This is a genomic window from Sphingomonas sp. SORGH_AS_0789 (assembly GCF_031453055.1).
Lineage (GTDB): Bacteria > Pseudomonadota > Alphaproteobacteria > Sphingomonadales > Sphingomonadaceae > Sphingomonas.
Genome location: NZ_JAVIYV010000001.1, coordinates 840617 through 860442, shown reverse-complemented (window position 1 = coordinate 860442; position 19826 = coordinate 840617). Strand labels below are relative to the sequence as shown.

The window sequence follows — 19826 nt, the reverse complement described above, 5'->3', positions numbered from 1 at the left end:
ACAGACTTGGAACATGACATATCTGTCATGTATTGATCGGTCATCGGTCCCGCACGGGGCCGATACGCCACCGGCCAGCATGGGCCGGGGCACGCCAAGGAGAAGACCATGACCATGTTGTTGATCGCCGGGCTGGTGCTCGGCACCGCCGCCGCATCCGATGGAGCGATCGAGCACCGGATGCAGCTGGACCATCATTCCGGGCCGGTCGCGGTCCGCTACAGCGCCGATGTCGGCGTGACCCATAAACAGATCGGCGCGGTCGCCACCGGCGGCCGCCCCTCGACGCTGCGGTGCCTTTGGAGCGCCAATGTGACCGTCCATCGCGAGGCGCGGGCGACCACCGGCACGACCCTGAGCCGCAGCGCGGCGCGCGACGGCGTGATCGAGGGCAGCCGTCCGGGCTGGTGCAGCACCCAGCGCGCGGCGATCGCGCGCGAGGTGGCGCAGCGCCAGGACGCGGTGCGCGATCATGTCCAGGCGGTGGCGCAGGAGGATCATCCCACGCTGCGCGCCGAGATGGATCGTCTCCATGCCGAGACGCGCGCCGGATGACCATGACGCACAAGGCCCTGTGGGCGGCGGCGTCGATGCTCGCCCCGATCGTCGCGGCGCATCCCGCCACCGCGCAGGATCGCCCCGCCATCGGGGTCGAGCTGGACAGCGACGAGAATCGCCGTGGCCTGAGCTGGAGCGGGGGGCGGGTGTCGCCCTCCGCCGACATCTTCGCGACCCGTGGCGCGCTGGAGGCGAGCGGCCGGATCGTGGCGTTGCGCGAATCGGACCGCCATGGCGGCGCGGGCCTGGTCGGCGACCTGACGCTCGGCGCCAGCAGGCTGGTGGGGCCGGTGACGCTGCGCGGCCGGGTGACGGGGCACCTGTTCGGCGGCGCGGGCTTCGGCGCCGATTATGTCGAACTGGGCGGTGCCGCATCCTATACGCTGGGGCCGGTCCAGCTGGACGCCGGCGCGGATTACGCCCCGTCGCAGGACGCGATCGGCGGCGACAATCTCTATCTCCATGCGGGTGCGCAGGCGGGCGTGCCCGGTACGCCCTGGACCGTGCTGGCCGGGGTCGGCCATTCGACCGGCCAGACCGACAATGCCGCGCGCGCCGCCCGGCTGCGGCCCGGCGGCGACTATAGCGACTGGCGGATCGGCGTGGAGCATGTCGCGGGGCCGGTGACGCTGGGGCTGGACTATGTCGGCACCGACGTGTCGGAGCGGGCGGCATCGGCCTTTCCGCTGGCCGATGCGCGGCATTCGGGCGACCGGCTGGTCGGGCGCGTGCGGTTCTCCTTCTGAACGGATCGCGGCGCCGATCGGCCCTCATAGCATCCCCTGATCGCGCAGGCTGACCACCGCGCCCCGCGACAGGATCAGATGGTCGAGCAGCTTCACGTCCAGCGCCGCCAGCCCCTGTGCCAGCCGCCGGGTCAGCGTCAGGTCGGCGGCGCTGGGGCGGGGATCGCCATCCGGGTGGTTGTGCGCCATCACCACCGCCTTCGCCGCCAGCAGGATCGCGTCGCGCGCCACCCGCGCCAGGGGCACGCCGACCGAATCGGCATGACCCGCGACATGGCGCAATCCCAACAAGGTCCGTTCCGAACCCAGAAAGGCGATCCCCAGGGCCTCGCCGCCGGTCCGGTCCAGCCCCGCGAACAGCCGACACGCATCCTGGCGCGTGCGGATTCGCAAGGGAGGGCGAAGAAGGGCGGGCATTCCCGGCCCTGCTTCACCCCGGCGTCGAAAGCATCTTCAGCCCGCACCGATCCGGTCGCGCTTGGCGCGGGGCGTGCGCGGCGCTAGGCCCGGGGCATGCGGCAATATCTCGACCTCATGGACCGGGTTCTGACCCACGGCGTGCAACAGATGGACCGGACCGGCACCGGCACCCTGTCGGTGTTCGGCCATCAGATGCGATTCGATCTGGCCCAGGGCTTTCCCGCCCTGACCACCAAGAAGCTCCACCTGCGCTCGATCATCGTCGAGCTTTTGTGGTTCCTGCGCGGCGACACCAATGTCCGCTGGCTGCAGGAGCGGAAGGTCAGCATCTGGGACGAGTGGGCCGATGCGCAGGGCGATCTCGGCCCCGTCTATGGCAAGCAGTGGCGCGACTGGGCGACGGCGGACGGCCGCCATATCGACCAGATCGCCGAGCTGGTGGAGCAGATCCGCACGCAGCCCGCCTCGCGTCGCCAGATCGTGTCCGCCTGGAACCCCGGCGACCTGCACGCCATGGCGCTGGCGCCCTGCCATTGCCTGTTCCAGACGCATGTCGCGAACGGGCGGCTGTCGCTGCAACTCTATCAGCGCTCGGCCGACATCTTCCTGGGCGTTCCGTTCAACATCGCCTCCTATGCGCTGCTGACCCATATGCTGGCGCAGCAATGCGATCTGGAGGTGGGCGAGTTCATCTGGACCGGCGGCGACTGCCATCTGTACCTGAACCATCTTGACCAGGCGCGCACCCAGCTGGGCCGCAAGCCCGGCGCGCTGCCCCGGCTGGAGATCGTGCGCAAACCCGATGCGATCGACGGCTATGAGCCCGAGGATTTCGTCCTGCACGATTATGTCGCACAGCCGCATATCAAGGCGGCAGTGGCGATATGATCGTCTTCGTGCTGGCGCGGGCGCGCAACGGCGTGATCGGGCGCGACGGCCAGCTTCCCTGGCACCTCCCCGCCGACCTGAAGCATTTCAAGGCGCAGACCATCGGCAAGCCGATGATCATGGGCCGCAAGACCTTCGAGAGCTTTCCGGCACCCTTGCCCGGACGGCGGCACATCGTCCTGACCCGCGATCCGCGCTGGAGCGCCGAGGGGGCCGAGGTCGCGCATGACGTCGAGGCCGCCTTGGCGCTGGCGGGATCGGGCGATGTCGCGGTGATCGGCGGCGCGGAGATCTTCGCGCTCTTCCTGCCCCGCGCCGATCGGATCGAACTGACCGAGATCGACGCGGAGCCCGAGGGCGATGCGGTGGTCCCGGCCTTTACCGGATGGCACGAGACCCGGCGCGAGACGCATCCGGCCGAAGAGGGGCGTCCCGCTTATGCCTTTGTCTCACTGGTGAGACGATGATCGGCTGACCGGGATTTCCGCTGTCCGTTGCGCGATGGGCATCGGCAAGCGCCGCAAAGCCTTCTATGACGGGCGGGCGCGTCGATCATGAGGCGCGATGATCCTATCGGACGGGCAAGATCGCATGATCTGGGAAGCGCAGCGGCAGGCGGAGGAACGATGGGATGCCGAGCGGGAGGCCATGCTGTTCCTGGAGGCGCACCGGCTGGCGCATACGCCCGACAGCCATGCGGTGGCGCTTCACGCCCTGCGCCATCCCGGCAGCGTGCTGGGTCGCGAGGTCGCGCGGCGGACCGATGGCGGCGTCCGCCTCACGCCCGACGATGTCGATTCGCTCCGCCCGCTGCTGCGCGTGCACGAGGAGGCGGGGCACAGCCATGAGGCCTGGCAGCGCGACCTGGGCGTCCAGGCCGAACGGCTCGAGTCGCTGACCACCGACGCGCGACAGATCACCCGCGACTTCACCAGCGACATGGCCGCGCTGTCCGGCGTGGACCGGGATGCGCCGGAGGCGAGGAGCGCGGGCGACGTCGCCGGTCTGCTCGAACAGCTGATCGCGCGTATCGCGAAAACCGAGCGCGAGCTGGCCGAGCTGTCGGGCCATATCGCGGCGCTGCGTGATCGGATCGACACGGTGCCGCGCAACGAGGATGTCGACCCGCTGACCGGCGTGATGACCCCGACCGGCGCCCGCCAGATGATCGCGGAGCTGCCCGACCTTGCGCATGGCTATGTCCTGGCGAGTTGCGGGCTGGACGATCTCGACGCGATCGAGGCGCGATATGGCCGGTCGGTGGCGGACAATGTCGTGCGTGCCTTCGTCGCGACGCTGCGCCAGAGCTGTGTCGGTGCCGACATCATCCGCTGGCAGGACAATCTGTTCGTCCTGCTGTTGCGCGGCCGCCCGCTGTCGCATCTGGCGATGATGATGGAGGAGGCGCGCGGGGCGATGCTGGCGCGCACGCTGCGGCTGCGCGGATCGGGCGAGCCGATCGGGGTCGTCACTCTGTCGGCGGGTGTCGCCATGGGGCAGGGCGCGGAGCTGCCGGAGGTGCTCGACCGGGCTGAGGCCTTTCGCGCCGTGGCCAGCGCGGGGCAGGGCAATCGCGTCGTGTCGCGCGCCTAGCCAATTTGCGCGGGCCTGTTATAGCGCGCGCCCATGCAGCGTCTTGATGGCGTGAGCCCCGTTCCGGCCCATCTGGCCGGGGGGATCGTCGCGCTGGGCAATTTCGACGGATTCCATCTCGGCCACCAGGCGGTGGTCGGGGCCGCGGTTTCGCGTGCCCGTGCCGAGGGGCGTCCGGCGCTGGTCGCGACCTTCGATCCGCATCCGATTCGCCTGTTTAAGCCCGACGCCGCGCCGTTCCGCCTGACCACGCTCGACCAGCGCGAGCGGTTGTTCGCCGAGGCTGGGGTGGATGCGATGGTCGTGTTCGGCTTCGACACCGCGCTGGCGGCCCTTAGCGCGCAGGAATTCGTCGAGCAGCGGCTGCTGGGTGCGCTGCGGGTCGGCGGCGTCGTGACCGGCGAGGACTTCACCTTCGGCCGGGGGCGCAGCGGCACGGTCGCGACCCTGCGCGAATGGGGGCGGCGGCAGGGCTTCTCGGCCGAGACGGTCGCGCCGGTGACGCTGGACGGCGAGCCGGTCTCGTCGAGCCGGATCCGCGCCGCGCTGACCGCCGGAAACCCGCGCGAGGCGGCCCGGCTGTTGACCCGGCCGTTCGCGATAGAAGGCATGGTCCAGCATGGCGACAAGCTGGGCCGCACCATCGGCTATCCCACCGCCAATCTCGACATGGGGCATTATCTGCGCCCCGCTTACGGCATCTATGCGGTGCGCGGGACGCTGGACGACGGGCGGGTGCTGGACGGTGCGGCCAATCTGGGCATCCGGCCCAGCTTCGACCCGCCCAAGGAATTGCTGGAGCCGCATTTCTTCGACTTTGCGGGCGATCTGTACGGGCGGACCCTGTCGGTCGCGCTGATCGAGTATCTGCGGCCCGAGGCGAAGTTCGACACGCTCGACGCGCTGATCGCGCAGATGGACGGCGATTGCGCCCGCGCGCGCGACATTCTCGCCCGTGCATAATCCGGCATGACGTGTTAACCTAAAGTCGTTAAGGGCGTGTCCCCTATGACCGACGCGCCCGATTATCGCGACACCGTCTTCCTGCCGAAGACCGATTTCCCCATGAAGGCGGGGCTTGCCGCCAAGGAACCGGCGATTCTGGATCGCTGGGCCAAGATGGGGCTGTACGACCGCCTCCGCCGCGAGCGGGCCGGGCGCGAGCGGTTCATCCTGCATGACGGCCCGCCTTATGCGAATGGCGACATCCATATGGGCCATGCGCTCAACAAGGTGCTGAAGGACATCATCGTCCGTTCGCAGACCTTGTTGGGCAAGGACGCTCCTTACGTCCCCGGCTGGGACTGCCACGGCCTGCCGATCGAGTGGAAGGTCGAGGAGGCGTATCGCGCCAAGAAGCTGAACAAGGACGAGGTGCCCGTCGCGCAGTTCCGCGCCGAGTGCCGCGCCTATGCCGATACCTGGGTCGGCACGCAAAAGGCGCAGTTCGAGCGGCTGGGCATCATGGGCGACTGGGCGAACCCCTATCTGACCATGACCTATGACGCCGAGGCGGTGATCGCGGGCGAGCTGTTGAAGTTCGCCGAGTCGGGCCAGCTCTATCGCGGCGCCAAGCCGGTGATGTGGTCGCCGGTCGAAAAGACCGCGCTGGCCGAGGCCGAGGTCGAATATGAGGATATCGTCTCGACCCAGATCGATGTCGGGTTCGAGGTCGCATCCTGCCCCGAATATCCCGATCTGGTCGGCGCGCTGGCGGTCATCTGGACGACGACCCCGTGGACGATCCCGGTCAACCAGGCGCTGAGCTATGGCGAGGCGATCGACTATCTGCATTTCGAATGCGATGGCCGCCGCTATCTCGTCGCCGAGCCGCTGCTGCCCGCCTTCACCAAGCGCACCGGCATCACGATGAAGGGCTTTATCGGTCTGGTGAAGGGCCCGGTGCTGGAAGGCGCGACGGCCAGGCACCCGATGCACGCGCTGGGCGGTTTCTTCGCCAGGCCGCGTCCGTTCCTGGCGGGCGAGTTCGTCACCACCGACGCGGGTACGGGTCTGGTCCACATGGCCCCCGATCACGGCGAGGACGACTTCCTGCTGTGCAAGGCGCATGGGATCGACCCGGTCTTCGCGGTGCAGGGCGACGGCACCTACCGCGCCGACTGGGCCTGGCTGGGCGGCCAGGGCAGCGTCATCAACAAGAAGTTCGTCTCCGCCGAAGGGCCGATCTGTTCGGACCTGCGCGAAGTCGGCGCGCTGCTGTCAGCCTCGGACGATTTCCAGCACAGCTATCCGCATAGCTGGCGCTCGAAGGCCAAGGTCATCTTCCGCGCGACGCCGCAATGGTTCATCCCGATGGACCGCGCCGAGGCACCGGTCGATCCGACGCTCGCCATGGCGAATGTCGATCCGATCTCGGGCGTGACGCCGCTCCTCACCGTGCCGCTGGGCAATGGCGCGACGCTGCGCCAGACCGCACTCGACGCGATCGAGCGGACCCGCTGGGTGCCCGAGCGCAGCCGCAACCGCATCCGTTCGATGGTCGAGGGGCGCCCCGACTGGGTCATCAGCCGCCAGCGCGCCTGGGGCGTGCCGATCGCGCTCTATGTGAACCGCCAGACCGGCGAATATCTGGCCGACAAGGCGGTCAATGCCCGCATCCTCGACGCCTTCCGCGAAGGCGGGGCGGATGCGTGGTTCACCGCCGACCACCAGGCGCTGCTCGGGGCCGATTACGCCCTCGCCGATTTCGAGCCGGTCAACGACATCCTCGACGTGTGGTTCGACTCGGGCTCGACCCATGCCTTCGTGATCGAGGCGCGCTATGGCGAGGGGACGCGCGCGAACCTGTATCTCGAAGGGTCGGACCAGCATCGCGGCTGGTTCCAGTCGTCGCTGCTGGAGTCGTGCGGCACGCGTGGGCGCGCACCCTATGACGCGGTGCTGACCCATGGCTTCGCGCTCGACGGGCAGGGGCGCAAAATGTCCAAGTCGCTGGGCAATGTCGTCGATCCGCTGAAGATCATCGGCGAGTCGGGCGCCGACATCCTGCGCATCTGGACCGCCTCGACCGATTATTTTGAGGATGTGCGCATCGGCAAGGAGGTGCTCGCCACCGCCTCGGACAGCTATCGCAAGCTGCGCAACACCTTCCGCTACATGCTGGGCGCGCTCGACGGGTTCAGCGAGGAGGAGCGCATCTCGTTCGACGCGATGCCCGAGCTGGAGCGTTACGTCCTAGCCCGCCTGACCACGCTCGACGCCGAGCTGCGCCGGGCGGCGGACGCCTATGAGTTCAACCGCTACCTGCGCGCGCTGACCGATTTCGCGAATGAGGACCTGTCGGCCTTCTTCTTCGATATCCGCAAGGACTCGCTCTATTGCGACGCCGCGACCGATCCGAAGCGGCGCAGCTATCGCACCGTGCTCGACATCCTGTTCCATGCGCTGGTCCGCTATGCCGCGCCGATCCTGTGCTTCACCGCCGAGGAAGTGTGGCAGTCGCGCTATCCGTCGGAGGATGGCTCGGTCCATCTGCTCGAATGGCCGGAGCTGCCGCAGCTGGGCGAGGACGAGGCGCTGATGGCGCGCTGGACTGAGATCCGGGGCCTGCGCGCGCAGGTGACCGAGGCGATCGAGCCGCTGCGCCGCGAAAAGACCGTGCGCTCGTCCAACGAGGCCGAGGTGACGGTGCCGTCGCTGCCGCTCGAGCCGCATGCGCTGGCCGAGGCGTTCATCGTCGCCGATGTGGCGCTGGCCGATACGGTGACGGTGACGCGCACCACGAAGCACAAATGCGGTCGCTGCTGGCGTCATCTGCCCGATGTGGCGGTGGACGGCGAGCTGTGCGGGCGCTGTGCCGAGGTGGTCGCGCATGGCTAAGTTCCCCCGGCTGGGGCTGGTGACGGCGGTTGCGCTGTTCCTGCTCGATCAGGTCATCAAATGGGCGATCACCGGGCCGATGGGCCTGCGGTCGCTCGGCGACGTGCGCGAGATCGCGCCGATCTTCAACCTGCGCTTCGTCCCCAATTTCGGCATTTCGCTGGGGTTGCTGACCGCCGACAGCAACGCCTCGCGCTGGGCGCTGGTCGCGATGACCGGGGCGATCGCGCTGGCGGTCGGCTATTGGATGACGCGCGAGCGCAACCCGGTCGACCAGGTCGCGCTCGGCTGTGTGCTGGGCGGGGCGCTGGGTAATATCCTGGACCGGGTGCGGTTCGGCTATGTCGTCGATTTCGCCGATCTGCACTTCGGCGAGTGGCGGCCCTTTTTGGTCTTCAATGTCGCCGATGCAGCGATTACGATAGGCGTTCTGGTTCTGCTGGCGCGCGCGCTTCTCGTGCGCGATCGGCCTGCTCCCGTGGAGAAGAGCAATGCGTAAGTTGGTGCCCGTCATCGCAGGTCTGTCCTGCGCCGCGTTGCTGACGGGATGTGGGGCCGGGCGCGGCCTCGACCGGGCGCGTCCCGACGAGTTCGCCGTCGCGCGTCAGCCCTCGCTGATCATCCCGCCCGATTTCGCGCTGGTCCCGCCCCAGCCGGGCGCCGCGCCGGTCCAGGCGCGTAGCAACCAGCAGCAGACGCTCGACGCGCTGTTCGGCGGCCAGGCGGCACGCAGCCAGTCCGAATATGGCCTGGTGCAGAATGCCGGCGGCGACAGCGCCGATGCGGGCATCCGCTCCTCGGTCGGCGATCCGGGCACGAACGTCGTCGACAAGGGTGCGACCACGCGCGACATCGTGGCGGCGCCCGAGGGTGACGGCCAGGACGCGCGCGCCGCCGCTGGCACGCGCTGATCCCGCGACAGGTTCGAGAGGGAAGGGGCCGGGGCGCAATATGCGTTCCGGCCCCTTTTTTCATCGCCGGGATGCGCGCCCGGATCGCCTCTCAATAAGCGGGCGGCGGAGCCCCTTCGCCATCGGCATAGGCCATGGTCTCCGGCCCGATCCTGAAGCGGACGCGGTCGACGCAGCCGGTATAGCCCTGTCCGCCCGCCGGGAACCGCGCGGTGCGCAGGACCGAGATCGCCTGCTCGCCGAAATCGCTGGAGGGCTGGGCGGCAATCACCTTCAGATTGCCGATCTCGCCCCAGGGCGCGACGTCATAGGCGACGACCGCCCAGCCTTCGATCGAGCGACGGCGATAGGCTTCGGCGAAGAATAGCCTGGGCGGGGTCGCCCAGCCATGATCCTCGGGGCAGTTGCCCGGCATCTTGGTATCGCGGATCATCGCGGGCATGTCCGGCGCGGGTAGCGTGGCGGGCGCACGGCGGAAGGGATAGAGGCAGCCGGTCCGCGCGCCGTTGGTGAAGCGCGAGGCGTTGACCGCGACCAGCGAAGCCTTATCGAGCGCGGCATTGCCAGTGCCCGCCAGGATGGCCGCGCCGACCGGCCTGCCGCCCTTGTCCAGATCATAGCGGACCATCGACCAGTCGGACGCGCCAGGCGTCGCGGGGATCGCCTGGAAATCGGGGAAATGCCGGATCAACGGCGCAGGGTAGGGGGCGGTGAGGCAATCGCCCGCGCCGGCGCGAATCCGGTCCCAGCCCGCGCGGGGCAGAACCCCCGACATCGGGTGCAGCGTATAGGCCATCAGCTCGACCGGATCGGCGTCGGCCAGCGGCGAACCGCCGGGGGTGTAGGTCACGCTGCATTCCGAATGGGGCGCCCCCGCCGCGAACCGGCTGGCGGTGAAGGCGGGCGCCACATCCTCGCTGAGGGGGGCATAGCCGGTGCCCTGGCGCGTGATCGAGATCGGTCGGCCGCTCGCATCGATCGCGAAGCGCAGCGTGACCGAGTCCTGCGGGGTGCGCGGCGCCCAGCTGAGCGAATTCCATGGGCGGCGGATCATCTGCGCGCTCACCACCGCGCCCTCGCACCGGACCTCGCCCGGTATCCAGCGGATCAGCCATTGTCCCCCGGGCGCGATCGGCGTCAGCGCGCGGGCGGGCAGGGCCGGGGTCAGTATCGCGACAGTCGCCAGCAACGTGGCGGTCCAGGCGGTCGGGCGTGACGGCTGAGGCATGTGGCGGCGCTCCCCTGATGTCCCGGACACCGGAGCCGGGCCAGGGGAACGTTCTAAGGCCCGGACAGCGGCAATGCCAGTGACGGGAATGTCATCGGACAGCAAAAGGGCGGCACCGTTGCCGGCGCCGCCCCTTCATCCCCGAAAAGCCATTTCGTCGTTTAGAACGCCGCGGTCACCGAGAACACCACCGTCGCCCCCGCGATGGTGTCGCCGCCCGGAACCTGCCCCTTGGAGAAATTGGGCTGGAGATAGGCCGACTTGGAGCGGGTGATGTCGGTGTCGATATAGGACACGTTGAAGGTGAAGTTCTTGTACGCCGCGACATCGGCGCCCAGCGACCAGTCCCAATATTGGCCCGTCGGCGACAGGCTGGTGCCGTTCGGGCCCAGGCCCGGATTGCCCTTGGAATAACCGATATGCGCCTTGGCGGTGATCGGGGTGTTGGGAATGCCGACCGCGCCGTCGCCGGTCAGGTACAGATTGTCCCAACGCTGGCCCCGGCTGTACGAGGTGTTGGAGAAGTTGCCGAGCGAGGTCTGCTTGGGCGCGTAATAGACGCCGGCGGTCAGCGTGGCGGGACCGGCGGTCCCCGACAGGCGGCCGAAGAATTCGACCACGTCCGATTCGGACGCGCCGCCCGGATAGGTGTACCAGGTCACGCCCGCATCGACGGTCGCGGTGCCATAGCTGTGCTTGTACCCGGCAATGCCGTCCAGCTCCATATTGGCGCCGCCGAACGTGCCCCAGCCCGCCAGGTTGGAGGCGAAGGTGCCGATATAGAATCCGCTTTCGTGGCTGACCGTCAGCGCGGCCTGGACCGCGGCGTTCTTGTTGGTCTGCGAGATGCCGCGCAGGCGGTAGTCGGTCAGGATCGCCGCGCTGCCGCTGACCGTGATCGGCGAGGGCGGTGCGGTTTCGGTGCCGCTGTCCTGCGCGAAGGCGGGCGTCGCGGCGACCAGCGAGAGGCCGCCGAGGAGGATCGTGGAGAAGCGCATCGTTTCCCTTTCAAACGGAAATTCGATGTTCTCACCTGCAACCCCGCATGGGTGCGGCCTCTATCATGTCGGGTCAAACCCGGCGGACCGTCTGCCGTAGCGAGTTGGCAAGAATTGGCAGGACGTGGTGCGCCGCACAAGTATAATCTAACGCAGGTTGGCTTTCATGTGACGCGATGTTGCGCAAACAGCACAGGTCATGCCCCCAGATTTTCGTGACGCGCCCCGCCCGGCAGCGAACGGATGTGAATGTCGCGCTGGGGATAGGGCAGGCCGATGCCATGCTCCTTGAACAGGAACCACAGGCGGTTGAGCACGTCGGAGCGGACATTGCCGACCCCGCTTTCGGGATCGCTGATCCAGGCCAGTATCTCGTGCTGGAGCGCATGGTCGCCAAAGCTCATCAGCCAGACGGTCGGCTTGGGGCTTTTGAGCACGCGCGGCGATTCGCGCGCGGCGCGCAGCATCAGCTCCTGCGCGAGTTTCAGATCGTTGTCATAGGCGATCGAGACGGGAATGCGGACGCGGACGTTGCGGTCGGAATAGGACCAGTTCTCCACCTCCTGGGTCATCAGATTCTCGTTGGGGATCAGATGCTCCTTGCCGTCGCGGGTGATGATCGACACCGCGCGCACCCCGATCTTGTTGACCCAGCCGATCTCATTCTGGAGCGCGATGACGTCGCCCGGCTTGATCGACCGGTCCATCAACAGGATGATGCCCGCGATCAGATTGCCGATCGTCTTCTGCAACCCAAAGCCGATCGCCAGGCCGAAGCCGCCCGAGAACAGCGCCAGGCTGGTCAGGTCGATCTCCAGCAGGTCGATGGCGAAGAAGAAGGCGATGACGACGATGCCGATGCTGGCGAGCTTCTGCGCCAGCAGCTTCTGGGTCGGGTCCAGCCCGCGCGCATGGCCGATCCACTGCTCGGTGATCCGCGTCACCGCACGGGTCAGAGCCAGGATGGCGACCACCGTGACCAGCATCGTCACCAGCAGCATCACCGAGAATCGCCGCGATCCCACGGTAAAGCCGATCTGCTCGGCCAGCCGGGTGACCGGCTCCAGCCCGCCGATCTCGCGGCTGAACAGCGCGACGAAACAGACGGTGGCGAAGACCCAGGCCAGCCAGCGCGGCAGGTTCAGCCCGCGCAGCAGCTGGAACCCCGCCCGCGCCACCGAACTGCCCAGCGCCAGCCCGATGGGCACGCCCGCCAGCGACTCCCACGGCCAGATCGCACCCAGCGTCATCAGCAGGAGGGCGGCGGCCAGATGGCGGGTGATCGCACAGATGCGCGCTTGCAGCGCCTCGCCTTGGGTCGCGGCGAAACGCTGGACCAGCGCCGCGACATGCGGGCCGAGCTTGCGCCCCGCGACCACGCCGCCCGCCAGCATGGCGAGCGTCAGGACCGAGGCGACCCCGGCCTCGATGGCCTCGACGCGGGTCGGCAGTTCGATGCCGCTCGCCTGAAGCCATTCGACCAGCGTCACCCGCGCGCGGCCCGGAAGCGGGCAAGCCCCCGGTCGAGATCGGCGATCAGGTCGTCCGTGTCCTCCAGCCCGATCTGGAGCCGGATCAACGGCCCGGCGAAATCGCGTTTGGTGACGCTGCGATAGCGGTGCGGGTCGGCGGGGATGGCGAGACTCTCATAGCCGCCCCAGCTGAACCCCAGCCCGAAATGCGCCAGCCCGTCGAGCATCGCGGTGCGCGCCGCATCGTTGCCGCCGTCGAGGACGAAGGCGAACAGCCCGCTCGACCCCAGGAAATCGCGCGCGAATATCGCATGGCCGGGGCAGGAGGGGAGCGCGGGATGGAGCACCTGCGCGACGCCCGGCTGTTCGGCGAGCCATTTCGCGATGGTCAGCGCGCTTTGCTGATGCTGCGCCAGCCGCACGCCCATGGAGCGCAGTCCCCGGCTGCCCAGATAGGCGTCGTCGGGACTGGCGACCTGCCCCAGCTGGAAGCTGGTGTCGCGAAGCGCCGCCCAGTGCGACGGCGCTGCCGTCACCGAGCCCAGCATCGCGTCAGAATGGCCGACGACATATTTGGTGCAGGCCAGCACCGTCAGGTCGATGCCCTTCTCGATCGCCGGGAAGAACAGCGGCGTCGCCCAGGTATTGTCGAGGATCGTGGTGATCCCGCGTTCCTTGGCGACGGCGACGATGGCGGGAATGTCCTGCACCTCGAAGCTGAGCGAGCCGGGGCTTTCGAGGAAGATCGCGCGGGTCGCCGGACCGATCAGCTCGGCAATGCCCGCCCCCACCAGCGGGTCGTAGAAGCGCGTGGTAATCCCCATCCGCGCCAGCAATCCGGTGGCGAGCCCGCGCGTCGGGTCATAGGCGCTGTCGACCAGCAGCAATTCGTCGCCCGGCGACAGGACCGACAGCAACGCCGCCGCGATCGCCGCCACGCCCGAGGGGTAGAGGAAGGTCGCCTCCGCCCCCGGCTCCAGGCTGGTCAGCGCATCGGCCAGCGACCATTGGGTGGGCAGGCCCTTGCGACCATAGAACAGCTTTTCGTGCAAATTGCCCGCACCGGTGGCGCGCATATGCGCGACATTGTCGTAGAGGACCGTGGAGCCTCGCCAGACGGGGACGTTGACCACGCCCTTCGTCCATTCCGCGCGGCGGCCCGCCTGGACCAGACGGGTGGCGGGCTTGATGGGCAGGTCGTCGTCGGTCATCGGGGTCACGCGTCTTTCGCTTTGGGGGTGCTGGGGTCGGAGCCCCATTCGGTCCAGCTGCCGTCATAGACCGGCATCATCCCGCCGATCCGCTCGGCCCCGAAGGCCAGCACGCAGGCGGTGATGCCGGAGCCGCAGGTGGCGACCATCGGCCTGGTCGGGTCCACCCCGGCGGCGGCAAAGGCCTCGGCAATGGCGGTGGGGGATTTCCAGCGGCCATCGGCCTCGAACAGCCGGGAATAGGGCAGGTTCAGCGCGGTCGGAATATGGCCCGGCTCGACGCCGGGGCGGGGTTCGGGCTCGGACCCGGCGAAGCGGCCGGGCGAGCGGGCATCGACCAGTTGCGCATCCCCCGCCTCGACATGGGCATGGACTTCGCGGAGCGTGCGCAGCCGGGCCAGATCGGCATGGGCGACGAACAGGCCGGGCGTATCGACCGCACCCGCCGGGCCCGTCATGACCGGATGCCCCGCGGCGGTCCAAGCCTCCAGCCCGCCATCGAGCAGGGCGACCGACTTCGCGCCGAACAGCGTCAGCATCCACCAGGCCCGCGCCGCGCTGTGCAGCGGGGAGCGGTCGTAGAGGACGATCCGGTCGGCATGGCCGACGCCCGCCTCGCTCATCGCATGGGCGAAATGCTCGGCCATGGGCAGGGTCATGGGCAAGTCGCTGTCGGGATCGGCCAGCCCTCCCAGCGCCAGGAAGCGCGCGCCGGGAATATGCCCGTCCTCGAACCCGCGCCGTGCTTTCGCGTCGCCGGGATCGTCGAGGAAGTATGTGACGTCTAGGATGCGCACATCCGCTTCGCCCGCGATGGCGGCGAGTTCGTCCGGGTTGATGAGTGGCGGCATCCTGGGGTCCCCTTGGTCGAGTGCCGTACCTAGGCGTGTTCGGGGCGGGGTCGCAAGCCAAGCTAAAGCCCCTCTCCCGGCAGGGGGAGGGGTTGGGGAGGGGCAAGGGCCACGGGGGCTGGTCTCGGTGAGACTCCAGACCCTCCCCCATCCCCTCCCGCTTGCGGGAGGGGAGCGGCCAGAGGCGAGTATAGGTTATTCCTCGCTTCGTTCACTCTGAGCGAAGACGAAGGCCACGAGAATCTCGCTATTCCAACCCCTCCAGAAATCCCGCCGCCTGCGCCCGGATCGCCTTGCGGTCTTCCTCCGCCATCCGGTTCCAGTTGCGATAGGGCATCGCCATGCGCGGATTCTCGCCGAAACGCTCCTCGTGCCGCGCCAGGAAATCCCAATAGAGCGCGTTGAACGGGCAGGCGTCCTCACCCACCCGCTGCTTCACATCATAGCGGCACGCCCCGCAATAATCCGACATGCGGTTGATATAGGCCCCCGACGAGACATAGGGCTTGGAGGCGATGATGCCGCCATCGGCGAACTGGCTCATGCCCACGACATTGGGCAGCTCGACCCATTCATAGGCGTCGATATAGATTTCCAGATACCAGCGATGCACCTCCGCCGGGTCCGCGCCGATCAGGATGGCGAAATTGCCCGTCACCATCAGCCGCTGGATGTGATGGGCATGCGCGGTGTCGAGCGTCTGGCCCAGCGCCTCGGCCATGCAGTGCATGTCGGTCTGGCCCGTCCAGTAGAAGCCGGGCAGCGGCCGGGTCGCGCGCAGGGCGTTTCGGTTCACATAGTCCGGCCCGACATGCCAGTAGAGCCCGCGCACATATTCGCGCCAGCCGATGATCTGGCGGATATAGCCCTCGACCGAATTGAGGCTGACACGCCCGTCCTCATATTCCCCTTCCGCCATCCGGCAGAGCTCGAGCGGGTCGAGCAGCCCCGAATTGATATAGGGCGACAGGACCGAGTGCCACAGCTGGTGCTGCCCGGTCAGCATCGCATCCTGATAGTCGCCGAATTTGGACAGGCCGTTCGCCATGAACGCCTCGGCCTGTTTCTGCGCGTCCTCCGCCGTGGTCGCATAGGCGAAACCGTCGAGCGAGCCGGGATGGTTGTCGAACCGCGCGGCGACCAGCGTCAGCACCTCGCGCGTGATCGCATCGGGGGCGAAGGCGAGCGGTTCGGGCGGCCTGTCCTTCCTGGGGGCGGGCTTGCGGTTGTCGGCGTCGTAATTCCACTTGCCGCCCTCGGGCTTGTCGCCCTTCATCAACAGGCCGGTCTTGCGCCGCATCAGCCGATAGAAATACTCCATGCGCAGTTCCTGGCGGTCCTCCGCCCAGGCCTCGAACTCGGCCTGGCTGGCGATGAAGCGCGTGTCGGGACGGATGTCGACGGGGATGCCGAACATCGTCTCCCACGCTTCCAGCATCGCGGCGACGCGCCATTCGCCCGCCTGGGTGACGACGATCCGCGCGGGGTCGTGGCGTCCGACCGCGCGCGCGACTTCGCCGGTGAAGCTGCCCATATTGTCGGGGTCGTCCAGCCGGACGTAATCGACCGTCCAGCCCGCCTCACGCAACGCCTCGGCATGATGGCGCATCGCGGACAGGATATAGGCGATCTTGGCCTTGTGATGGCGGACATAGGCCGTCTCGTCCGCCACCTCCATCATCAGCAGGACCGCGCTTTCGGGATCGGCACCCTCCAGCGACGACAGGTTCATCGACAATTGATCGCCCAATATCGGGATCAGCGTTGGCGATTCGGGCATGGTTGTCCTACATGGCCTTTCATGAAGCATCTCGGCCAGACCAGCGCGCTGCCCGCTTCCCCGGAAGAGGCGGTGCTCGATTATGTTCCCAACCCCCGACCGGGGCGCACCTATCTGATCCGGTTCGCGGCACCCGAGTTCACCTCGCTCTGCCCGGTGACCGGCCAGCCCGACTTCGCGCATCTGGTGATCGACTATGTGCCCGGCGAGACGATCGTCGAGTCCAAGTCATTGAAATTGTTCCTGGGCAGCTTCCGCAACCATGCCGGTTTCCATGAGGATTGCACCGTCGGCATCGGCGAGCGTCTGTTCGAGGAGATGAAGCCGGTCTGGCTGCGCATCGGCGGATATTGGTATCCGCGCGGCGGCATTCCGATCGACGTGTTCTGGCAGTCCTCGGCCCCGCCCGCCGATCTGTGGCTGCCCGACCAGGGCGTCGCGGGCTATCGCGGCCGGGGCTGACGACCCCCGGCCGGGCCGGTCAGCGGGGGTTCAGCGGGCCATGCTAGACGGAGCGCCTCACAGAATGGAGGTTCCGTCGTGAAGACCAGGTTGATGATCGCCGCTTCCCTTCCCCTCTGTCTTGCCGCCGCCGTCCTGCCGACCGCGGCGCAGGCCATGCCCAACCCGGCATCGGTCTTCTGCCAGAAGATGGGCGGCCGCTCGGTCAACGCCACGCTGCCGGACCGGTCGCAGCTCGGCCTGTGCTATCTGCCCGGCAAGAAGATCGTCGAGGAATGGACGCTGTACCGGATGTTCGACGGCAAGAAGCCCTCGCCCCGGCACAATCCCTTTTGATAGGACATTCCGCTTCGCAATGGGGGCCTGAGCGACCCTTTTCGTCGGCAGACCGGGCCTTTGCAGCGCCCGGTCGCCTGAGACGGTTGCGGTGCAGCAAATATGTAATACGGTCTGCAACCTTCCTGCCAAATGCGGGTTAACCTTGAAACGATGTGTCCGGTGGGAAACCCGCCCCGACGTGTCGTGCTTAAGGACTGGCAATATGGCGGATGCGAACGGAACCGTGATCGAACGACTGGCGCTGATCGGAAACTTCCTGCCCCGGCAATGCGGGCTCGCGACATTCACCACCGACGTCTATTCGGCCCTTCGCGATCGCTTTCCCAATCTGGCGGTCGACGTATACGCGATGGACGATCATCCCGGCCGCTACGCCTATCCCCCGGCCGTGACCGCCGCCATCCCGCAGAACGAGCGCTCCGCCTATATCGACATGGCCCGCCGGATCGAGGCGAGCGGCGCGCAGGCCATCTGGGTCCAGCACGAATATGGCATCTATGGCGGCGCGGCGGGCGAGCATCTGCTCGCGCTGCTCGACCGTACCACGCTGCCCGTCATCGCGACGCTCCACACGGTTCTCGAAAAGCCCTCGGCCGACGAACGCCGGGTGATGGAGGGGCTGCTCCGCCGTTGCGCCAAGATCATCGTCATGGCGGACAAGGGCTGCGACATCCTCAAGCGCGTCTATGGCGCCGATCCGCGCCAGATCGCGATGATCCCGCACGGCGTGCCCGACCGCGAGCTGATCTCGCCGGATATGTTGAAGGCCCGGTTCGGCTGGGAAGGTCGCAAGGTCGTCTTCACCTTCGGGTTGCTGGCGCCCAACAAGGGGATCGAGACGATCATCAAGGCGCTGCCCGCCGTCGCCGCGCGTCATCCCGAGCTGCTCTATGTCGTGCTGGGCGCGACCCATCCCAATCTGATCGCGCATGAGGGCGAGGCCTATCGCGACCGGCTGAAGGCGCTGGCCGAGGCGCGCGGCGTGGCGGACAATGTCGCCTTCGTCGATGCGTTCGTCGACCATGACGACCTGATCGAATATCTCCAGGCCGCCGACATCTACGCCACGCCCTATACCAACCCCGCCCAGATCACGAGCGGGACGCTGTCCTATGCGGTCGGCGTCGGCAAGGCGGTGATCTCCACCCCCTATGTCCATGCCGCCGAGATACTGGACGACGATCACGGCGTGCTCGTCCCCTTCGGCGACGTCGAGGGATTCGCGCGCGAGATCGACCGGCTGCTCGGCGACGACACGGCGCGCGAGCGGCTGTCGCAGCGTGCCTATGCGCGCGGCCGCACGATGATCTGGCCGCGTCTGGCCGAGGCGGCGATCAAGCAGATCGGCACCGCGATCACCACCCGCCCGCGCCGCATCGCCACCGGCCATACGCCGACGATCAAGCCGCTGGCCCCCGATCTGGCCGCCGTCGAGCGGATGAGCGATTCGACCGGCATGTTGCAGCATGCCATCTATTCGGTGCCCGATCGCCGCCATGGCTATTGCATCGACGACAATGCCCGCGCACTGATCTTCATGACCCAGGCGCCCGGTATCGATCCCGTCACGCGCGACAAATGGACCACCATCTACGCCTCGTTCCTGCAATATGCCTGGAATCCCGAAGCGCGGCGCTATCGCAACTTCATGCGGTTCGATCGCAGCTGGTGCGAGGATGTGGGGTCCGAGGATTCCAACGGTCGTACCCTGTGGGCGCTGGGCGTCGCCGCGCGCGACGCGCAGCTCGCCAAGCATCGCGACTGGGCGCAGATGTGGTTCGACGCGACCGCCTCGCTGGCGCTCGACCTCGGTTCGCTGCGGGCCCAGGCCTTTGCGATGCTGGGCGCCGCCGCCATGCTGGAGGCGCGGCCGGGGCATCAGCTGGCCCGCACCATCCTGGAAAAGCTGCCCCCGCTGCATCTGGCGCTGCTGGAAGAAGCGCGGCGGCCCGAATGGCAGTGGTTCGAGATCGTGCTCGCCTATGACAATGCCCGCGTGCCGCAGGCGCTGATCGAGGCGGGGCGTGCGCTGGGGCGTCAGGACCTGATCGACTGCGGCATTTCCACGCTGGACTGGATCGTCGCCAAGCAGACCTCGCCGGAAGGCCGTTTCCGCGCGGTCGGCAGCGAGAGCTTCGGTCGCCCCTATGCCGAGCCGTTGCAGTTCGACCAGCAGCCGCTGGAGGCGCAGGCGACGGTCGAGGCCTGCCAATCGGCCTATGCTGCCACGCAGGACCCGCGCTGGATCGCCGAGGGCGAGCGCGCCTATGGCTGGTTCCTGGGTCTGAACGACCTCGACCTGCCGCTGGCGACGGCGCAGGACGGCGGCTGTTTCGACGGATTGATGCCCACCGGCCTCAACCGCAACCAGGGCGCGGAGTCGATCCTGGCCCTGCAGCTCGCCAATTGCGCGATCGCCAGCCTTTGCCATTCCGCATCATCCATGGCAGGAGCCGATCGTCACATCGCCTGATGCGTCCAGCATGGGGGATGGGATGAGCGTTTTGGGTAAAGTGGCGAGACGGTAGC

The 19826-nt window shown here is 67.8% G+C and carries 19 protein-coding genes; 12 read left to right on the top strand and 7 right to left on the bottom strand.

Annotated elements, in window-relative coordinates; translation table 11 throughout:
* Nucleotides 1-108: 108 nt before the first annotated feature.
* Both QE360_RS03920 and QE360_RS03915 read left to right on the top strand, forming a co-directional pair.
* Nucleotides 109-555 (top strand): hypothetical protein, encoded by a 447-nt coding sequence (locus QE360_RS03920; RefSeq protein WP_307102577.1) that lies wholly within the window; start codon nucleotides 109-111, stop codon nucleotides 553-555.
* On the top strand, nucleotides 552-1304 hold the full coding sequence (locus QE360_RS03915; RefSeq protein WP_309699446.1) for a TorF family putative porin: 753 nt from the start codon (nucleotides 552-554) through the stop codon (nucleotides 1302-1304). Before QE360_RS03920 ends, QE360_RS03915 begins: the two co-directional genes overlap by 4 nt.
* A 24-nt stretch (nucleotides 1305-1328) precedes the next feature.
* Here the strand turns inward: QE360_RS03915 and QE360_RS03910 are convergent, their stop codons facing one another.
* Entirely contained in the window at nucleotides 1329-1721 is a 393-nt protein-coding gene (locus QE360_RS03910; RefSeq protein WP_307102581.1) for a JAB domain-containing protein, read from the bottom strand.
* A gap of 96 nt (nucleotides 1722-1817) precedes the next feature.
* Between QE360_RS03910 and QE360_RS03905 the strand changes: the two genes are divergently transcribed.
* The 7 genes from QE360_RS03905 to QE360_RS03875 all read left to right on the top strand — a co-directional run bounded on the left by QE360_RS03905 (nucleotide 1818) and on the right by QE360_RS03875 (nucleotide 8956).
* Complete coding sequence (locus QE360_RS03905; RefSeq protein ID WP_309699444.1) at nucleotides 1818-2612, top strand: thymidylate synthase; 795 nt, start codon at nucleotides 1818-1820, stop codon at nucleotides 2610-2612.
* A complete protein-coding gene (locus tag QE360_RS03900; protein ID WP_309699442.1) occupies nucleotides 2609-3079 on the top strand; it encodes a dihydrofolate reductase in 471 nt (156 codons plus the stop codon). Before QE360_RS03905 ends, QE360_RS03900 begins: the two co-directional genes overlap by 4 nt.
* A 97-nt stretch (nucleotides 3080-3176) precedes the next feature.
* The gene (locus tag QE360_RS03895; protein ID WP_309699440.1) at nucleotides 3177-4205 is read left to right on the top strand and encodes a diguanylate cyclase domain-containing protein; all 1029 of its coding nucleotides are present in this window, start codon (nucleotides 3177-3179) and stop codon (nucleotides 4203-4205) included.
* A 33-nt stretch (nucleotides 4206-4238) separates the two neighbouring features.
* Nucleotides 4239-5168 carry a bifunctional riboflavin kinase/FAD synthetase gene (locus tag QE360_RS03890; protein ID WP_309699438.1) on the top strand — a complete coding sequence of 310 codons (930 nt, stop codon included), beginning with the start codon at nucleotides 4239-4241 and terminating at the stop codon, nucleotides 5166-5168.
* 45 nt (nucleotides 5169-5213) lie between these two features.
* The gene (gene ileS, locus QE360_RS03885; RefSeq protein WP_309699436.1) at nucleotides 5214-8045 is read left to right on the top strand and encodes an isoleucine--tRNA ligase; all 2832 of its coding nucleotides are present in this window, start codon (nucleotides 5214-5216) and stop codon (nucleotides 8043-8045) included.
* On the top strand, nucleotides 8038-8544 hold the full coding sequence (gene lspA, locus QE360_RS03880) for a signal peptidase II (protein WP_309692308.1): 507 nt from the start codon (nucleotides 8038-8040) through the stop codon (nucleotides 8542-8544). Before ileS ends, lspA begins: the two co-directional genes overlap by 8 nt.
* A complete protein-coding gene (locus QE360_RS03875) occupies nucleotides 8537-8956 on the top strand; it encodes a DUF3035 domain-containing protein (RefSeq protein WP_309699434.1) in 420 nt (139 codons plus the stop codon). Before lspA ends, QE360_RS03875 begins: the two co-directional genes overlap by 8 nt.
* Before the next feature lie 91 nt (nucleotides 8957-9047).
* On the opposite strand, the gene QE360_RS03870 is transcribed toward QE360_RS03875, so the two are convergent.
* The 6 genes from QE360_RS03870 to QE360_RS03845 form a co-directional block, all read right to left on the bottom strand.
* On the bottom strand, nucleotides 9048-10184 hold the full coding sequence (locus QE360_RS03870; RefSeq protein WP_309699432.1) for an energy transducer TonB: 1137 nt from the start codon (nucleotides 10182-10184) through the stop codon (nucleotides 9048-9050).
* A gap of 161 nt (nucleotides 10185-10345) precedes the next feature.
* The gene (locus QE360_RS03865) at nucleotides 10346-11182 is read right to left on the bottom strand and encodes a TorF family putative porin (RefSeq protein ID WP_309699430.1); all 837 of its coding nucleotides are present in this window, start codon (nucleotides 11180-11182) and stop codon (nucleotides 10346-10348) included.
* A 197-nt stretch (nucleotides 11183-11379) separates the two neighbouring features.
* Complete coding sequence (locus QE360_RS03860) at nucleotides 11380-12672, bottom strand: mechanosensitive ion channel family protein (RefSeq protein WP_307102600.1); 1293 nt, start codon at nucleotides 12670-12672, stop codon at nucleotides 11380-11382.
* Nucleotides 12669-13865, bottom strand: a complete 1197-nt coding sequence (gene metC, locus QE360_RS03855) for a cystathionine beta-lyase (RefSeq protein WP_309699427.1) — start codon at nucleotides 13863-13865, stop codon at nucleotides 12669-12671. The genes QE360_RS03860 and metC overlap by 4 nt, the downstream gene beginning before the upstream one ends.
* Nucleotides 13866-13870: 5 nt before the next feature.
* The gene (locus QE360_RS03850; protein ID WP_309699425.1) at nucleotides 13871-14716 is read right to left on the bottom strand and encodes a sulfurtransferase; all 846 of its coding nucleotides are present in this window, start codon (nucleotides 14714-14716) and stop codon (nucleotides 13871-13873) included.
* 247 nt (nucleotides 14717-14963) lie between these two features.
* Nucleotides 14964-16496 (bottom strand): cryptochrome/photolyase family protein, encoded by a 1533-nt coding sequence (locus tag QE360_RS03845; RefSeq protein ID WP_309699423.1) that lies wholly within the window; start codon nucleotides 16494-16496, stop codon nucleotides 14964-14966.
* A gap of 21 nt (nucleotides 16497-16517) precedes the next feature.
* On the opposite strand from QE360_RS03845, the gene queF reads away from it, so the two are divergent.
* The 3 genes from queF to QE360_RS03830 all read left to right on the top strand — a co-directional run bounded on the left by queF (nucleotide 16518) and on the right by QE360_RS03830 (nucleotide 19770).
* The gene (gene queF / locus QE360_RS03840) at nucleotides 16518-16958 is read left to right on the top strand and encodes a preQ(1) synthase (RefSeq protein WP_007403692.1); all 441 of its coding nucleotides are present in this window, start codon (nucleotides 16518-16520) and stop codon (nucleotides 16956-16958) included.
* A 78-nt stretch (nucleotides 16959-17036) separates the two neighbouring features.
* Nucleotides 17037-17294 (top strand): DUF333 domain-containing protein, encoded by a 258-nt coding sequence (locus QE360_RS03835; RefSeq protein WP_309699421.1) that lies wholly within the window; start codon nucleotides 17037-17039, stop codon nucleotides 17292-17294.
* 205 nt (nucleotides 17295-17499) lie between these two features.
* Complete coding sequence (locus tag QE360_RS03830) at nucleotides 17500-19770, top strand: glycosyltransferase family 4 protein (protein WP_309699419.1); 2271 nt, start codon at nucleotides 17500-17502, stop codon at nucleotides 19768-19770.
* Nucleotides 19771-19826 lie beyond the last annotated feature (56 nt).